Origin of the sequence: Paenibacillus lycopersici (assembly GCF_010119935.1) — a bacterium.
GTDB classification, from domain to species: Bacteria; Bacillota; Bacilli; order Paenibacillales; family Paenibacillaceae; genus Paenibacillus_Z; species Paenibacillus_Z lycopersici.
Genome location: NZ_CP048209.1, coordinates 3,420,370 through 3,437,226, shown reverse-complemented (window position 1 = coordinate 3,437,226; position 16,857 = coordinate 3,420,370). Strand labels below are relative to the sequence as shown.

Annotated in this window: 16 protein-coding genes and 1 pseudogene; 7 read left to right on the top strand and 10 right to left on the bottom strand. The window is 53.8% G+C overall.

Annotation, left to right across the window (positions count from 1 at the left end; all coding sequences use genetic code 11):
- Nucleotides 1–124: 124 nt before the first annotated feature.
- Complete coding sequence (locus GXP70_RS15285; RefSeq protein WP_162357620.1) at nt 125–1,003, top strand: AraC family transcriptional regulator; 879 nt, start codon at nt 125–127, stop codon at nt 1,001–1,003.
- 164 nt (nt 1,004–1,167) lie between these two features.
- Here the strand turns inward: GXP70_RS15285 and GXP70_RS15280 are convergent, their stop codons facing one another.
- From GXP70_RS15280 to GXP70_RS15265, 4 genes are all read right to left on the bottom strand, one after another.
- Nucleotides 1,168–2,802, bottom strand: a complete 1,635-nt coding sequence (locus GXP70_RS15280; RefSeq protein ID WP_162357619.1) for an extracellular solute-binding protein — start codon at nt 2,800–2,802, stop codon at nt 1,168–1,170.
- A gap of 168 nt (nt 2,803–2,970) precedes the next feature.
- Nucleotides 2,971–3,861: a carbohydrate ABC transporter permease gene (locus tag GXP70_RS15275; protein WP_225442430.1), complete on the bottom strand. Its 891-nt coding sequence runs from the start codon at nt 3,859–3,861 to the stop codon at nt 2,971–2,973.
- A 31-nt stretch (nt 3,862–3,892) separates the two neighbouring features.
- Nucleotides 3,893–4,753 (bottom strand): ABC transporter permease, encoded by an 861-nt coding sequence (locus tag GXP70_RS15270; protein WP_162360493.1) that lies wholly within the window; start codon nt 4,751–4,753, stop codon nt 3,893–3,895.
- Nucleotides 4,754–4,842: 89 nt separating this feature from the next.
- Nucleotides 4,843–5,589, bottom strand: coding sequence for a sugar phosphate isomerase/epimerase family protein (locus tag GXP70_RS15265; protein WP_162357618.1), 747 nt, complete (start codon nt 5,587–5,589; stop codon nt 4,843–4,845).
- 461 nt (nt 5,590–6,050) lie between these two features.
- Here GXP70_RS15265 and GXP70_RS15260 point away from each other — a divergent pair, with 461 nt between their 5' ends.
- Complete coding sequence (locus GXP70_RS15260; RefSeq protein ID WP_162357617.1) at nt 6,051–6,755, top strand: phytanoyl-CoA dioxygenase family protein; 705 nt, start codon at nt 6,051–6,053, stop codon at nt 6,753–6,755.
- Nucleotides 6,756–6,898: 143 nt separating this feature from the next.
- Here GXP70_RS15260 and GXP70_RS15255 read toward each other — a convergent pair whose 3' ends face one another.
- The 3 genes from GXP70_RS15255 to GXP70_RS15245 form a co-directional block, all read right to left on the bottom strand.
- Complete coding sequence (locus tag GXP70_RS15255) at nt 6,899–7,726, bottom strand: helix-turn-helix transcriptional regulator (protein ID WP_162357616.1); 828 nt, start codon at nt 7,724–7,726, stop codon at nt 6,899–6,901.
- A 424-nt stretch (nt 7,727–8,150) separates the two neighbouring features.
- Nucleotides 8,151–8,447: a hypothetical protein gene (locus tag GXP70_RS15250; RefSeq protein WP_162357615.1), complete on the bottom strand. Its 297-nt coding sequence runs from the start codon at nt 8,445–8,447 to the stop codon at nt 8,151–8,153.
- A 442-nt stretch (nt 8,448–8,889) separates the two neighbouring features.
- On the bottom strand, nt 8,890–9,951 hold the full coding sequence (locus tag GXP70_RS15245) for a Gfo/Idh/MocA family protein (protein WP_162357614.1): 1,062 nt from the start codon (nt 9,949–9,951) through the stop codon (nt 8,890–8,892).
- 281 nt (nt 9,952–10,232) lie between these two features.
- On the opposite strand from GXP70_RS15245, the pseudogene GXP70_RS30315 reads away from it, so the two are divergent.
- Nucleotides 10,233–10,574, top strand: a pseudogene (locus tag GXP70_RS30315) (CBO0543 family protein); the annotation flags it as partial.
- A 29-nt stretch (nt 10,575–10,603) separates the two neighbouring features.
- Here the strand turns inward: GXP70_RS30315 and GXP70_RS15240 are convergent.
- From GXP70_RS15240 to GXP70_RS15230, 3 genes are all read right to left on the bottom strand, one after another.
- Complete coding sequence (locus GXP70_RS15240; protein WP_162357613.1) at nt 10,604–11,251, bottom strand: hypothetical protein; 648 nt, start codon at nt 11,249–11,251, stop codon at nt 10,604–10,606.
- 171 nt (nt 11,252–11,422) lie between these two features.
- Nucleotides 11,423–12,475 (bottom strand): phosphotransferase, encoded by a 1,053-nt coding sequence (locus GXP70_RS15235; protein ID WP_162357612.1) that lies wholly within the window; start codon nt 12,473–12,475, stop codon nt 11,423–11,425.
- A complete protein-coding gene (locus GXP70_RS15230; protein ID WP_162357611.1) occupies nt 12,465–13,139 on the bottom strand; it encodes a phosphotransferase in 675 nt (224 codons plus the stop codon). Before GXP70_RS15230 ends, GXP70_RS15235 begins: the two co-directional genes overlap by 11 nt.
- A gap of 204 nt (nt 13,140–13,343) precedes the next feature.
- Here GXP70_RS15230 and GXP70_RS15225 point away from each other — a divergent pair, with 204 nt between their 5' ends.
- The 4 genes from GXP70_RS15225 to GXP70_RS15210 all read left to right on the top strand — a co-directional run bounded on the left by GXP70_RS15225 (nt 13,344) and on the right by GXP70_RS15210 (nt 16,849).
- Nucleotides 13,344–13,805, top strand: a complete 462-nt coding sequence (locus GXP70_RS15225) for an N-acetyltransferase (RefSeq protein WP_162357610.1) — start codon at nt 13,344–13,346, stop codon at nt 13,803–13,805.
- A 315-nt stretch (nt 13,806–14,120) separates the two neighbouring features.
- A complete protein-coding gene (locus GXP70_RS15220; RefSeq protein WP_162357609.1) occupies nt 14,121–15,272 on the top strand; it encodes an ABC transporter ATP-binding protein in 1,152 nt (383 codons plus the stop codon).
- Nucleotides 15,273–15,275: 3 nt separating this feature from the next.
- Nucleotides 15,276–15,935, top strand: coding sequence for an ABC transporter permease (locus GXP70_RS15215; RefSeq protein WP_162357608.1), 660 nt, complete (start codon nt 15,276–15,278; stop codon nt 15,933–15,935).
- A 14-nt stretch (nt 15,936–15,949) separates the two neighbouring features.
- Nucleotides 15,950–16,849, top strand: coding sequence for a glycine betaine ABC transporter substrate-binding protein (locus tag GXP70_RS15210; protein WP_162357607.1), 900 nt, complete (start codon nt 15,950–15,952; stop codon nt 16,847–16,849).
- Nucleotides 16,850–16,857: the final 8 nt, after the last annotated feature.

Sequence of the window (16,857 nt, the reverse complement as noted above, 5' to 3'; positions counted from 1 at the left end):
ATGTCAGTACGAGACCAATGTTTTTGTCATTTTGCGTGAATATTGCATTGACACTCTTGCCGAGATTTTGCTTCTCTCTTACACTGGACATAACGATGAATTGACAATGAGGAGCGTCTGAGAGATGAACGCCAGCCCTAGAGATGCATTTTGGCAGGAAGAGAACATTCAGTGGATCGAGAACCACTTATTCACGCCGACCTCGTTCGAACGCGCCAATGCCGTGTGGCCGGCCCGGCTCGGAAGGAACGAGGCGAAGCCGAATTACCACGTCGGACCGCGCTTCACCCCTTATTACAGCCTGCACTATGTCGTGGACGGGATCGGCTTCTTCTCGCAGGAGGATCATACCTACTCGCTGAAGAGCGGCGATTTGTTTTGCCTGTTTCCGCATGTCTCGCAAGAGTATTACACCTCCGCCGAGCATCCGCTGAAGCTGGCATGGGTCGCCTTCGACGGCAGAATGGCGAAGGACGTTCTGGACAGGATCGGCTTGCGCCCCGAATCGCCGTACCTGAGCCGGCCTGCCGATGCGGAGCTTGAACGGCGGATGGAATCGTTCTTTGCCTTGATTCGCAAGGACGGCGGCGACGGCGCGGAACTGATGAAGTCCAGCATTTTCTTAGGCATTCTGGGCTGGCTGACGGAGACGGCCGAGAAGCCGAGCCGGAAGGAAGCCGGCGCCGAGTCATGGCTCGACAAAGGCATGGCCTACATGAACTTGCATTTCGCGGAAGGCATCACCGTGCAGGAGATTTCCAAGTATGCCGGAGTCGACCGCACGTACTTCAGCAAGTCCTTTCGAAAAGCGTACGGCATGACGCCGGTCCGCTACTTGCAGCAGCTGAAGATCGACGCGGCCAAATCGATGCTGGCGGAAACGGAGTACAAGCTGGCCGAGATCGCGCAATCCGTCGGATACCCCGACTTATTCACCTTCTCGAAAGCGTTCAAGAAGCATGTCGGCCTTCCCCCCAACCACTATCGGCATTTGAAGCACTAATGCGGGCTGCCCCGCATGTCCGGGGCAAGCTGCCGCATAAGGAAGGAGGCATCTCGCCAGATGCCTCCCGGCTTGTCAAGAACGTCCATAGGAAACTGCCTCATATCGCCGATTGCGATCACATAGCGGATCCTCTGTCCGCCTGCCGTTGCAGAAGAACGCCTTTATTTCGCGAACGTATCCTTGTATTTCGCGTTGACCTCGGTCAAAATCTCGCTGCCGCCGGCATTGTTCCATGCCTTGACGAACGTGTCGAAGCCGGCGTCCAAATCGGTTTCCCCGCGAACGAATTTAATAAAATATTGCTGGGCCAGCTTGCCGAGATCCAGGTATTTATCCATCGCCGGCACGTAGAGCGGCAGCGACTCGAGCGTCTGTCCGCCCTTCTCCCTCAAGCCGTCGATAAACTTCAGCGTATCGTCGGTATAATCGTAATGCTCCATCAGCTTGCTCTTCGTTCCGAACAGTCCGTAGAAGGTACCTGCGCCGATCTTATACTTGTTGTTCTCGCTGGCGAACTCCGGCTTCATGATCGGCTTGCCGTTCTCCATGTGATAATGCTCGCCTTCGATTCCGTATACGGAGGTCAAATACGTCTGGTCGTCCGTTGCCAGCGCGTTCAGGATTTCATACAGCTTCTCCTTCTTCGCCGGATCGTCGGCCACTTGCCTGCCCATGGCGAGAAACGCGTTCTTGGCGCCGTACGAGTATGCCAGGCCGTCGCCGTCAGGACCGGAAACCTGCTTGCCGACGACGATCTGGTTGTCGGGATTCTTCGTATAGAACGGCGAGCCGACGATGCCGATGCGCGGTTCGAATTGGAACGACATCCAGTCGCGGACGCCGACTTTGCCGTTGACGAAATCGTCGTGGTAATCGTTCGCCGTCTTCGTGACGAACTCCGGATCGATCAGCCCTTCCTTGTACCACTTGTTCAGCAGCTTGAACGCTTCCCGCGCGCCCTCCGTCGTCATGCCGTAGACGATCTGGCCCGACTTCGGATCGACCATATAGTCCGTCCTTACCTGGAACGCGCCGAATACGGTCGAGAACGAACGGCTGTCCGTCCCTTGCCCCGAGTATCCGTATGTATCCTTCTTGCCGTTCCCGTCCGGATCGTCGTTGCGGAATTTACGCAGCACGTCTTCGAATTCATCCAGCGTTTTCGGCGGCTCGTTGTAGCCGATTTTGGCCAGCCAGTCGGCATTGTAGCCCGGCAGAAACGGCAGGCTGCCGATCGGCCAGATGACCGGAATGCCGTAGCTTTTGCCGTCGACCTGCCCGTATGTCCATACGGACGGATCCGTATCGTCGAGCGTCTTGGCATACTCCGGCATATGCGATTTGATTTCGTCGACCGGCAGCTCGGCCAACACGCCCTGATTCACGAGTTCTTCCACCCGCTGCGGCGAGGAATCGAGATAGATCAGATCGGGAATTTCGCCGCTGCTGAACTTGATGTTCATCTGCTCGTTGTAATTGGCGCGCTCGATGCGGATGTTCTTGAACTTCACGTTGAACTTCTTCTCCAGCGCTTGCTGCACCGGGGACGAATCGTCTTCCGGGGGATTGAAGCTGAGCCACGTGATTTCCATCGGCGCTTCCGTTTTCGTCTGATCGGCGTTCGTCTGACCTTCGTTCGTCTTGCCGGCGTTCGCGCTCGTGTCGGCGCCATTGCCGCCGCTGCCTGCTTTACCGTTCGCCGCGTTGCCGTTATTTCCGCAGCCCGCTGCGACCAGCAAGAGCAGCGCTGCGGCGATAAGAATGATCGTACGCATCCGGCCCGTTGACCTTGTCATATCTCTTCCGCTCCTTCGATTCATTCCTTTGATTCATTCCTTTCATTCCTTCGATCCATTCCTTCGATCCATTCCTTCGATCTTTTTGCGCTTCGCTTATGGGCGAGGCCGCTCATTCAGCCGTCCGGCAAGCCGCCCTATATGCAGCTCTATCATCAACTCTATCAGCTACCCCTTCAACGAGCCGACCAGGACGCCTTTAACGAAATACTTCTGCAAGAACGGATACACGATGATGATGGGAACGATGGTCACGATCAGCGTAGACGCCTTCACCGTTTCGGGAATGACGTCCTGCGCGCCCATCGTCTGGTCGAGCAGCGCTTGCACGTCTTGGTCGCGGTTCTCCACGATCAGCCGGCGCAAATACGTTTGCAGCAGCATTTTCGAGCTGTCCTGGATATACAGCATGCCGTCGAACCAGGAGTTCCAATGCGCAACCGCCGCCCATAGACCCAGCGTCGCCAGGATCGGCTTCGACAGCGGCATGATGACCGAGAACAGCACGCGGAGATCGCCTGCTCCGTCGATCTTGGCCGCATCCTCGAGTTCGCTCGGGAGGCTCATGAAGAAGTTGCGCATGATGAGCAGCGAGAACGTCGATATCAGAAACGGCGGCGCCAGGATAAACACCCATCTGGAATCGAGCAGCCCGATATTCTTGACCAGCAGATAGGTCGGGATCAGCCCGCCTTGAAAAAACATCGTGAACACGAACACCATCGTATACAACGAACGGTGCGGCAGATCGGGCTTGGACAACGGGTAGGCCGTGATCGCCATGAAGAACAGCGAGAGCAGCGAACCTGCGACCGTCCTAAACGCCGTGTTGCCGAAGCCGATCCAAATTTGCTTCGAATCGAACGTCTTCTTGTAGGCTTCCAGCGAGACATGCAGCGGATAGAGATGAAAGCCCGGCCGGATGGCTTCGGTCGGCGTGCTGAAGGATACCGACAACAGATGAACGAACGGATACAGGACCGATAAGCTCAGCAGACCGATCAGCGCGACGGCCGCGATTTGGAAGGCTTGCTCGCCTTTGGTCATGCGAATATTCACTTTCTATAACCTCCTCTCTGCTCGGCGATGCTCAGAATATGCCTTCCTGTCCGGTCCGCTTGACCACGAAATTGGCGATGACGAGGAACCCGAAACCGACGACGTTCTTGAATAAGCCGACGGCCGTCGTAAAGCTGTAATCCATCTGGTTAATGCCGACGCGGTACACGTAGGTATCGAGAATATCGCCCACCTCGTATACGGCGGGATTGTACAGGTTAAGCACCTGATCGAAGCCGGCGTCAAGCAGGTGGCCGATGCGGAGCAGGAACAGAATGACGACGACCGGCAGCAAGCCGGGCAGCGTAATGTTCAGCGTCTGCCGCCAGCGGCTGGCGCCGTCCACCCGGGCCGCTTCGTACAGGTTCGGGTCAATGCCGGCCAGCGCCGCCATGTAGACGATCGTCCCCCAGCCCACTTCCTTCCACATGGACGACATGACGAGCGTAAACCTGAAATACGCCTTCTCGCCCAAGAAATAAATCGGGTCGATTCCGATGCCCTGCAGCACGTAGTTAACGATCCCTTGCGTCGGGGACAGGAACGTGACCAGCAAGCCGGACAGCACGACCCAGGATAGAAAATGAGGCAGATACGTAATCGACTGGGTTACGCGCTTGAACCATTTGATCCGCAGCTCGTTAAACAACAGCGCAAGCACTAGCGGCGCGGGAAAGCCGAACGCCAAATGGTAGAAGCTGATCACGATCGTATTCCGCAAGATGTCGGGAAAATCGTTGCTGCCCGAGAACATGCGCCGAAAATGCTCCAGTCCCGCCCAAGGGCTCCCGGTAATACCGTCGAAGATACGATAATTCTTAAAGGCTAGCTGAATGCCGTACAAAGGCCCGTAGTAGAACACGCCATACCAGAGCAGCGCCGGAACGAGCATCAGCAGCAATATCTTGTAGCGCTTGTATCGGCGCCATGTAGATCCGGAGAACAGATCGTTCCTCCCCCTTTCACGCTTTCAAGCGTTTCCTACCGCAGCCCGGCGTGCTCCCGCAGGAACTGGCGGCTAAAGGCGGCGCTGTCGCCGGCCGGCCGTTCGCTGTCGTCCTGTTCGACCGTCCACCACGGCAGGCGCAATTCGTCCAATCGCGGCAGCAGCGGCAGCAGCGGCACGCTGCCTGCCCCAAGCTCCTTCCATTGCTGGCCGGCGACGTCCTTGAGATGCACGTAAGCGATCGAATCCGCATACCGGCTTACGAATGCCGACGGATCATGGCCCGCCCGGTAGATCCAGGCCAGATCCGCCGCGAGCTTCACGTTGTACTGCTTGGCGAGCCGATCGAAGAAGCCGTACCCGTCCGCGAATTCGCCGTCATGGTTATGATAGGCGAATTGAATGCCGGCCGAAGCGCAGCGCTCGGATAGTTCGGCCGCAAGCTCCAGCCATTGCGGCCGATCGGCTTCGGCCCCCATGCTGACGAGCAAGTAACGGCTGCCGAGCCTCGCCATCCCCTCCAACATCGAATCAAGCCCTGCTTTCCCTTCCTGCTCCGCGAACTGCTGCAAACCGGCATGCAGCGCGATCAGCGAGAATGAAGGCCGAACGCCAAGGCAGCGTCCGATCCCCTCCTCGTCTTCCAACAAGGTAATGCGCCCTTCGGCTCCGTCGTAACCCGCCTCGATCATTTCGTCGAAGACGGCCGCATACTCGCGCTTCACTCTGTCCAGCCCCCAAAGTCTGGCCTGAATCGCTATTTTGGGCTTCGCTTCAGCCATGCCCATCCCCCTCCTTGTAAATAGGTGCGCCTTGCTCCGCAGTACTGCGAGCCAGGTCAGCCGCTTTCGGAGCACAAAAAAGACACGCCAATGTACGCATTGCACGTGTCTCCGGTTGACCGGTAGCCAAATACCTAGTAATTTAATGGGTATTGTTTGATATTTAATATAACAGCGAACACGATGAGGGTCAATGTCATTAAGCGGCAAGATTTTTATGTCATTTTGCGGTCAAATCGAGTCATTGCATAACGCATCGTCCAGCCATCATTCGACGACATGGACTATTCTGCTGCCTTCGCGTCCGAAACCTATTCAACGATTACGCTCGTTTATTGGTCCGCATGCCGGTGCGCACGCGAACAAAATTGTTATTTCCCGCGGCATAAGCCGCAAGATCGAACGGCTCCGCCGCCATATACTTGAGCAGTATACTCAACGTATAGGGAGGCGTAGGAATCATGACAGCCGCAGCAACGTTTCAATTAACGGAGGAATTAATCGAACAATTTTACAGAGAGGGATATTTCTATGCGCCGGGCTTTCTTGATCCGAACGCCGTGGAGGCGCTCAACAAGGAGATCGAGAAGTTTGCGAACGGTCCGGGAGACGGCCAATGGAGAAGCAGAGGAATCAGCCTTGATAACGATCGAGACGAGTATCCCGACACGATTGCCATGCTTAACGATCCGCGTATCGTCAGCATGATGGAGCGCATACTCGGGGACAACGTACGGCTGTGGCTCGGCATGTTCGCTGTCGTGGCGCCGAACGCCAATGGCCTCGAATGGCATCAGGACAATCAGTATACGCATGTGCTGGGCCATATGCTGAACGGCTTCATCGCCCTCGATCCGATCGACGAACGCAACGCCGGCCTTTGGCTGGCGCCGGGCTCCCACCTCCTCGGCCGGCAGCCCAACCTGAACGGGCCGGACCACGCGCATAGACGCGCCGCAGAACCGGCGAACGCCATGCCTTGCAGACCGATGTCTCCGGGCGACGCCGTATTCTTCCATCGCGAGACCTTGCATCACAGCAAGCGCAACCATACCGACCGGCCGCGGCGCGCTTTTGCATTCCAGGCGGCCGCGGCCAACTGCCGCTATGCCAAGACGGGGAAGCTGATCGACGATCGGCCGATGCTCTCCGTCCCAAGGGCCTAACAGCCACCCCGAATGGCGCTCGGCTACAGGTTCAAAAGAGCTTTGCGCCTTCAAGCAAGAACGGCGCAAGGCTCTTCTTCGTTAAGAATGAGCGTCTTTCAATCTACCTCATCAACCTCTCCAAGCTTTTGTCGCTTAGGGTCTCAGTGTTTGCGGAATTGTCGTGGCGTGATGCCGTAGAACTCTTTGAACCGGTTATTGAAATAGCTGGAGGAGCCGAAGCCGCAATCGAGCGCGATCCGTACGATAGGGTCTTCCGTCATGCGCAGCCTATGGCTGGCATGCTGCAGACGCAGCCGGATCAGGAAGTCATGCGGCGTCACCCCTGTCAATTCCTTGAATTTCTCGTAAAACCGCGTCTTGCCGCAGCCGGATATCCGTATCGCTTCCTCCATATCGACCGCGTCCGTGCCGCAGGCGATCATGTAATCGACCGATCGAATGATGTCGACAGCATCCATGACGTTTCCCCGTTGCAGTGACTCTTGCTCCTCGTAGAAACGGTGCAGCTGTACGAGGATCTGAAGCAGCGTCGTAAATTGCTGAAGCTCCCAGGCCGGCTGCCGCGTCTTCGCTTCTTGCACGAGCATCTTCGCCAAGCGGCCGATCTCCCGCGCTTGCGGCGAATCGGCCGGAATAAGCGGAGGCACGTCCATGCGATAGAACGGCACAAGCAGCTTGCTGCCTCCCGGCAATTTGGCGGCGACGGCCGGCGAGAACAGCAGCATGATCCAACGAGCCGGCTTGTTCCCTTCCCTGATCAAGTTCCAATGCGGCTCGAAAGGCCGAAATAAGAACACGTCGCCGGGAACGGCATCATAATTGCCCCCAAGCAGCGTGCAGCGAATGCTGTTCTCCAGCGGAATGTTGATTTCCAGCGCATCATGCGTATGCAGCTCATGCTCCGTCAACGATGCAATCTTCTCCTCGACGGTGAAGCCGTGTTCAAGTCGGATATCCGTATGATTCATTTCGTCCCGCCTTCGACCATGATATGATTTCGTGCCGGGTCCTTCATTTCTGAAACTTCCCCATAAATACCGCGATCCACAAACACCGCGATCCAAACGATCATTGATCCCAGAAGAACTTGAGTTGTTATTTACGCGATTCCAAAGGATTCTCCTTCTACCATGACGAAAAGTACGGATAATATCTCTACTCAGCTGCTACGAAGTCAGAGCGAGCCGACGCCCCAATATCCCGTTTGGGCAACGCCGGTAAATACAATGTATTCAGAGAGCGTTATCCCAAGCAGCGAGGTTTTAGAAGCAATTAAAGAGAAATTAATAGTGGAGTTGAATAAGCTCGTCTAACTGGACCAAAAAACTGCACTTCCAATTGCCAGCCGGTGCCTAACAATTGGGATGCAGTTTATTTCTTCTTAGGGACGCGTTAGTCTTTGCTTACCTTCTTACGCCGTGACAGCGAGAGTCCGCCGAAGCCGCTAATGACCGCGATGTAGAAACCCAGGTCATACCACCATCCAATATTGTTCGTTTCATAAACCCGGATATGATGTTTGAAAATACCAATAATCAGAGATACGGGCGCGATCCAGCCATGCCAAATCCCCCAGAAAAACCCGGCAGGATGATGCTCGTTGTTCACTCCGTCTCCCGGTACGCATCCCGTTAAACATATAACTGAAGCCAGAAGAAGCAAGGATAGTGCTGCATACTTTCGTTTCATGTTCCGCCCTCCTCTTATTCGATCCCCGTTCATTACCATAGTAAAGCCGAAGCGGAATCGTCTCAATGCTCCGATTGGTTCGCCTGTCCGCGATTTCGCCCGGCTTGTCATATACATACGCCGAAGCGCTCGCCGGCATGAATAAACGTCGTGAGGCGCCGAGCGTGAGGCGGCGATGAACACGCAAGGGCGGCGTTGCTTGGATCAGCGGCTGCTTTCATTGCGGAATCGCTCCTTTCAGTTATGGATGCGCTGTCATTCATCAGTGTAGCGGGCGGGAGAACGGCTGCAAATGATAATAATTTCGAATCCTGACACTGGTTTGGAGTGATTTGAAGAAATCCGCGATCGATCCAATCAAAAAAGGATGAAGCAGACATTCATTCTGCTCCATCCCTTTTTTGATTGTAGAGGCATTGAGGTTATCTCGGTGCGCGTCCGCTTAAAGCTTGATTTCCGAGCCGCTCTCCGACGAATCATAGATCGCCTGCATGATCTGCGAAGAGAGAATGACGGTATCGATATGGGAGGCCAGCTTCTCCCCGCTCTGGATGCATTGCAGGAACGCGTCGATCTCATTCTGGAACATGTCCTCCGCGTTGTATTTCGGCGTTGTTTCCAGCAGCGCCCCGTGCTGCGCGCTGTACAGCTTGAACTCGGCGCCGTATTGCAGCCGGATGCCTGCCTTGTCTCCCAGGAAGTCGATATACATCTCGTCTACGCCGATGTTCTGCGCCCAAGCCCCGTTCACCGTTACCGTCGGTCCTTCCGTGCGGATCAACGCGGTCACGAAATCGTCGACGTCGTATGTACCTTCGTAGTTAGGCGGACCCGCCCACATGTTCAAATACGAGTAGTTCTTCATGTCGCGGCCCAATTTACTGTAAGCTTGTCCCGTAACCGTCTTCGGCAGCGGATCTCCCGTGCAATACATGACGATGTCAAGGAAGTGCACGCCCCAGTCGATCAAGGCACCGCCGCCCGCGATCGCCTTGGTGGTGAAGGCGCCGCCGAGTCCCGGAATCGAACGCTGCGAACGGAAGCTGACGTACACATGATAAATATCGCCCAGCTCGCCGTTCTCGATCATATTCTTGATAATGTTGACGCCGGTATTAAACCGGTTGACCACGCCGATGTTCAATACCTTCCCCGTCTCGTGCTGAACCTTCTGCATCTCGAGCGCTTCGGCGTAGGTGCGCGCGGCCGGTTTCTCGCACAACACGTTTTTGCCGGCGCGCAGGCAGTCGATCGCGATCGTGGAGTGGACATTGTTCGGCGTGCAGACGGATACCGCTTCGATTTCGGGATCGTTCAATACTTCCCGGTAGTCTTCCACGGCAATACCGCAGCCGTAATCCTGAACGGCTTTTTCGGCCTTGTCGCGGATAATGTCGCAGAAATATTTGATCTCCGCATTCGGATTGGCGAGGTAAGCTTTGATATGGGCGGAATTGGCGATCGTGCCGCAGCCGATGACGGCAACCTTAATCTTCTTGGTCATGTTGTACCTCCTGGTTAATTTATGGCCTATATCCAATATAACCGTGATGATTAAGAATGTCATCCGGTCAAATGGGCTGTCATATTCAAAACCATTCATGGGAATTAATCGGATAGCGGCTTACGAACTTGGCACAGCTCACGCGGATTGCGTTTAGCAACTGTCGGCGCGTGATCGATGAATTCGGATCGGGGCTCGAGCCATGACGCTTGATTATAGTCGCGTTCACATGGTTATAATTGGAAATTAATGACTAGACTAATGATAATGGTGAGCCCGGAATGATTCTTTTTTGTAACCTTGCATTCTTATTGGGGTGTTATTTTTCAGGAGCCTCAAAAAAATGGACGCTGTACTACGACACCATCCTTTATATTGCGCTGTGCAATTTGTTATATAATTTCATATGCAGAGATTTTCAATTGTGGATCTATAACGCTGATCTGTTGTTGAATCACGTCAATACAGAATTAGTAAACTCATTCGTACTGCTTCCGTCGTTAGTCGTTACCTATTTACACTTCCTGCCATCGTCCTCAAGCATACGCCGCAAAACAATATATTACTGTGCTTGGGTTTTCGGATTATCCGCCCTTGAACTGATTTGGTATTTAACTGGCTATATTAGCTATGAACATGGCTGGAATTTGTTCTATTCAATTCTTTTTGACTTTGTCATGTTTTTTACCCTTGAGCTCCACCATAAGAACGTCAAGAAAGCTTTGGTATTATCGGCCGCCACGATACTCTCGCTAATCATCTTATTCACAGGCTTCCCGCCTACCCCTGCTCCGTTTTCCAACAGATTATCGGTGACCGCGATGCCATTATTGCGATAGATCGCTTCCACCTTCGTCTTCCATGCCTTATTCGTATCAAGCGTATCGTCTTTCCAGCTAACGTTAGACGGTTCGCTAGCGGCCGTATATTGGTAGTCGCCATTTCCGCGCTGCTTGTTTAATTCCTTTTCCGCATGTTCGACATCTTCCGGTTGAAACTTCGCCGTGATGCCAATTAATACGGGCTCGGGAAAATAGGTATCGAACGTAAAGCTGACATCGGCAAAGCGGTCATTGATCTTCATTTTCTCTTTGGCAAGGTAAGTGATCGTTGTACCGAGGGTTGTTTGGGTTACATCCTTGTCAGCGATCCCCAAAACATGAAAGGTCTCCTTTACGTTCATGCCCCATTTTAGCTTGTTTATAGGGGGAGGCGTGCCGTACGTGGGGTGGTGACTACAACCAGCAAGAATACATGCAAGAAGCGTCATAAGTATGCATCTCATGCCGTATTTCCGCATATAAGAACCTCCTGTATTCAGCAGTCCGTTTGCCGTCTAATCAACCGAATTTTACCGCGCCTCGGTCCTTGCTTCATTATAAATATAGCTTGGCTGTGACTCTTTGCCGTGACTCCTTGCCGGCATTCATGGATTGAACAATAATCCCCAGATAGCAATGTCAGGGGTACTCTAGGAGAAAGCAGACTGCCATCGTTCTACCTCGCGGAGGATGTTCAATGCCCATTCGATTTCGCGAAGCATGCTTGACGCGTGACGTCGCGCAGCCTCTTCATCATCCAGCAAGGCGATCCAGCCCCCCATTGACCACAAGGGTTGCCGCGCCATTGCCAGCGGGAGGGCCAGACGTTCCGTCACCGATAGATGTTCGGACAAGCCCTCATCATAGGCATCGACCAGACTTCGAATTCTGCCCAACCGCCTTCCCGACATCGGTTCGCCGGAACAATCAAAGTAATACAAGGTCAGCGCAAGATCATCGATGCGGGCGCGTTCGCCCATGAAATCGAAATCGGACACAAGTACGATACGCCCATCTCGGAAGCGCACATTGTTATCCCAGTAGTCGCCATGCACCAACTGCCGCGGAAGCATTGGGATCAACTCCCGTTCAGCGGTCGTTACCAGCCGAGCCAATTCCTCTGCGGCATCAGCAAGCCTCTGATTATACAATGACGGATTCCACCCTCGTATGCGTCGAGTTCCCTGCAATGTCCTCTCATAAGCTACCTGCGGCTCGATGTAATTTGCAAAGACGGGGTTCTTGCTGCCTTCAGAGCCGAAGCGTACTTCACGAAGAACCGCATGCATGCGACCAAGCAGAGGAAGGCCTTCCATAAAGCGCTGCCATGAATCCATGCTGGCATCGCTCTCTGCGTATCGTTCAACTTCCACGAGCCGACCGTCAAATTCGATATGCTGCCGCCCGTCCAGTGTCGAACGTATGACCGATGTTGGTATTCCGCGGGCATTCAACTCTTGTCGGGCGAGCTGGATGTCCGCAAGCCTGGCTTCATTCACATACGGACGGTATACTCGGACGACATAGCGGCCGTGGGCATCGCTAACGAGCAGGTTCAGGTTGGCAGAGCCGCCGAGGTCAATACTGCCGGAAATGCCAGATATGCCGTAAGCATCGTATACGGTCTTAAGCAGCGCTGCCGAAGGCCTTGCGCGCAGACCACGCAGCCCGCCTCCCGCATTGTCGGAGCTCTTATCGTTCATCAGGATTCATTCCCCCCTCGTACTGCCTGTTCTTGTTCAATGGATGATCGTACACTTCATAGTAATCTTGCCCTCTAAATCCGTTGAACGCGGAAAGAAGCCCGCAAAGTCGTAGTCGATCTTCATCGATTAAATGCTTGCCGTATGCCTGAACTTTATAGGCAAGCTCGATATTTGCATACCCTATATACCTGAGAAGCCCCATTTCGGCTCGACCTTGACTATAATTTCGCTCTGCACGAATGACCATTTCCTCTAATCCGTTCGCGATCGGGCAATCCTCAGCATTGACATGGTGCAGCTTGAAGAGACTTTCTCCAAATACTTCGGCTAATCGCTCAGGTTCTTCAAGATATTCATCACTTGCCGCATCGGAACCATCTAATCGCTCTGTAATAAGAAAGTCGTTTGTGTCATTTGCTATGTATTGAATAACCCTCGGGCAGCTTCCGTATTTATTCAGAAACGACGTCATTATAGCTTCGCTATGCATGTGGCTTTTTGGCGTGACTTTAAGAAAATAATCATGCGCTGCGCTGATAATATGAAATACAGATGACCTGGGCTTGTTTTTAATAATAGCAACGTCTGCCTCACAGAAGTATTCTCTTACTTCTGAGGGGAATGCTTCGTAGTTAAAAGCATCTCTTGCGGGAATATTCATCGTTATTCCTCCATAAGCAATGTCGATTTCTTTCCTATCCAACTATTCTGCGGATCATTCACTCATCCTGCTCGTACGCGTAACAAGAAACGGGCAGTGGCGGAGCCGTGCTGCCTGCCAGGTATATCCAAAAACACTGTTGTATATTAATTCTCTAGTATGTATATTTATTACAGTATAAAACTATTGGAGGTGCCCGCTTTCATGGATCAAATCAGAAAAGCGACTATGGACGACACGAATAGAATGCATCAGCTTATTAATGCTTACGCGGATGAAGGTAAGCTTCTTCATCGGACGCTTAGCTCGATCTACGAAAATCTCCAATGTTTTTATATCGCAGAAATAGACGGCGAAATCGTTGGAACCGTAAGTCTGCATATTCTGGATAAAGAACTTGCTGAAGTACGTTCGCTAACCGTCTCTTCCGAATGCTTCGGCAACGGGATCGGGAAAAGACTGGTAAACGCCGTTATTGAGGAAACCAAAACGTTGGGGGTTACGTCCCTGTTATCCCTGACGTATCAGGTGGGATTTTTTGAAAAATGCGGGTTTACCCTCATTGATAAACGTACCTTGCCGATGGCGAAGATCTGGAAAGATTGCGTGCATTGTTCAAAATATTCAAATTGTGACGAGAATGCGATGATCATCCATGTAAGCTAAGAGGTCGGAATTGCATAGATTTGCATAAATATACATAAACGCGTTTGCAAATTAGACCAACAATCATTCCTGCATTGCCGAACCAACTAACCGAACAAAGCCTTTCCGGACTAGACCGGAAAGGCTTTGTTCGCGTTCCATGAAAGGGGCGCCAAGAGGCAAACCAGTAATTTCCATGTTTAAAATCTCATTCATATGGTTAACTCTGAAAGGTTGCCTCCCCCCTTCCCCTGCCAAATAAATACATGTCATACGTTTCTCTAGGATGAAAACGGGGAAATTGGAAATAGTATGTCGAAAAGGATGGATACCTGCATGATTGTAATGAACAACGTCAACAAGGTCTACCCGGATGGGTATCAAGCATTAAAGAATATCAATCTTGAGTTCAGGAAAGGCGAGCTCACGGTACTCATCGGTCCGAGCGGCTGCGGGAAATCGACGACGATGAAGATGATCAATCATCTCGTCACGCCGACGAGCGGCTCGATTCTGATCAATGGCAAAGATACGCGCGAGATCGATCCGGTCGAGCTGCGCCGCGGGATCGGCTATGTCATTCAAAGCATAGGATTATTTCCCCATATGACGATCGGGCGAAACGTCGGCGTCGTCCCCCGATTAAGGAAATGGCCGGCCGACCGCATCGCGCAGCGCGTCGACGAGCTGTTGCGGCTGGTCGGACTGGAGCCGTCCACCTACCGCGACCGTTATCCGTCCGAGCTCAGCGGCGGCCAGCAGCAGCGCATCGGGGTCATCCGCGCCTTCGCGGCGGATCCCGACGTCATTCTGATGGACGAGCCGTTCAGCGCGCTCGATCCGATCAGCCGCGAGCAGCTGCAGGACGAGATCGTCAGGCTGCAGCAGGAGCTGCACAAAACGATTATTTTCGTCACGCACGATATGGACGAGGCGCTCAAAATCGCGGACCGCATCGTTCTCATGCAAAGCGGCGAAGTCGTGCAGTGCGATACGCCGGAACGGATATTGCGCTACCCCGCGAATGAATTCGTGGCGTCGTTCATCGGTCAGAAACGGCTGCATCAGGAAGAGAGCCAGGACTATCATTATGACAGTCCGAGCGTCAACGAAGTCATGGTGAACCAGCCCGTGACGGCGTATCCGAATAAAGGGTTGGCCGAAGCGATCTCCATCATGGAGCGGCGCAAGGTCGATTCGCTGTTCATCATCGACCGGCAGCGGCATCTCAAAGGAATCGTGTCGATCTATAACGTGCTGGAGCATTACGGGGAGGAAAATATAACGGTGGCCGACGTCATGAAGCCCGTGCTTTATTTTGTCCGCAGCGGCTCCTCGCTTTCCGAGTCGGTGGAGATGATGAGTCATAACCGGCTGTCCAATCTCGCCGTCATCGATGAACAGGACCGTCTCGTCGGGCTGATCACGAGGGGCAGCATCGTACGCCATCTGGCAGAGATCCTCCCTACCCCAGAGGAGGAGGTGTAACGGATGCTCGCTTATTGGTCGTTCCTGCAGGAACGTTACGCCGATATCCTCCATGCGCTCGGCCAGCACTTGGCCATCTCGCTCACGGCGATCGTTCTCGGCACCGTATTAGCCGTGCCGCTCGGCATCGCGCTCGTGTACAACCAGATCCGATGGATCAACGGCAGCGTGTTCTTCGTGGCCAACCTGCTGCAGACCGTGCCGAGCCTGGCGCTTCTGGCCGTCTTGATTCCGCTCATGGGAATCGGCACGAAGCCGGCGGTCGTCGCGCTGCTGCTGTACACCATCATGCCGATTCTTCGCAATACCTACGACGGCTTCGAATCCGTCGACCGCAACGTGCTGGAATCGGCCAGGGGCATGGGCTACGGGACGATGCAGCGCATTCTGCTGATCCAGCTGCCGCTGTCGGTGCCCTACATCATGTCGGGCGTTCGGGTCACGATGGTGTACATCATCAGCTGGGCGACGCTCGCAACCCTGATCGGCGCCGGCGGACTCGGCCAGCTGATCGTGTCGGGGATGGCGGTGAACAAGCCCGAGCTTATCGTTACGGGCGCCTTGGGCTCCATTCTGCTCGCCTTGCTTGTGGACTGGCTGCTTGGCTTGCTGGAGAAGTGGCTGACCGTACGGTACGGCGGCGCGAAGCGAATGACGATTTGACATGGAGGAAACCGATGATTGCAAAGCTGACCAAGACGATAACGGTGCTCGGCTTGTGCGCGATGATGTTGACGCTCGGTGCCTGCGGCACGGGCAATACATTCATCATTGGCGCGCAAACGTTCACCGAGACCAAAATTTTAGCCGAAATGTACAAAGCGCTGATCGAGGACCGTACGGACGTCAAGGCGGAGATCATTCCGGATCTCGCGTCCAGTCCCGTCGTTCTTCAAGCGCTCAAACGCAACGACCTGCAGATGGGCACGCTCTACTCCGGCGAAATCTTCAATAACCATTTTCCCATTCAGGAGACGAAGGATCGTCAGCAGGTGCTCGAGCAGGCGCAAGCCGGCTTCAAGAAATATTACGATCTCGACTGGATGGATCCGCTCGGCTTCGAGAACACTTACGCGTTCACCGTGCGGGCCGATCTGGCCAAGTCCAAAGGATACGAGAAAATTTCCGATATTGCAGCGGATGCGCCGAGCATGCGGCTTGGGGTGGACACGTCCTGGCTTGAACGTCCTTCGGACGGCTATCCGGCCTTCGCCAAGTATTACGGCATTACGTTCGGCAAGACGTTCCCGATGGAATTGAGCCTCGTCTATAACGCGGTCGCCCAAAACCAGGTCGATATCGTCCTCGCGTACTCCACCGACTCGCGTCTCAAGGCATATCGCTTGAAGACCTTGGAGGACGACAAGCATTTCTTCCCGCCGTACGATGCATCGCCGGTCATCCGTAACGATGCCGTCAAGAAGTATCCGGGCGTGGCGGAGGCCGTCTCGGAGCTGATCGGCAAAATCGACGTGCAAACGATGGTCGATCTGAATTATGAAGTCGATATCGGAAAAAAAAGCGAGCGCGAAGTCGCCATCGCCTACTTGAAGAAGGTCGGCTTGCTTAAATCGTAAGGAGGATT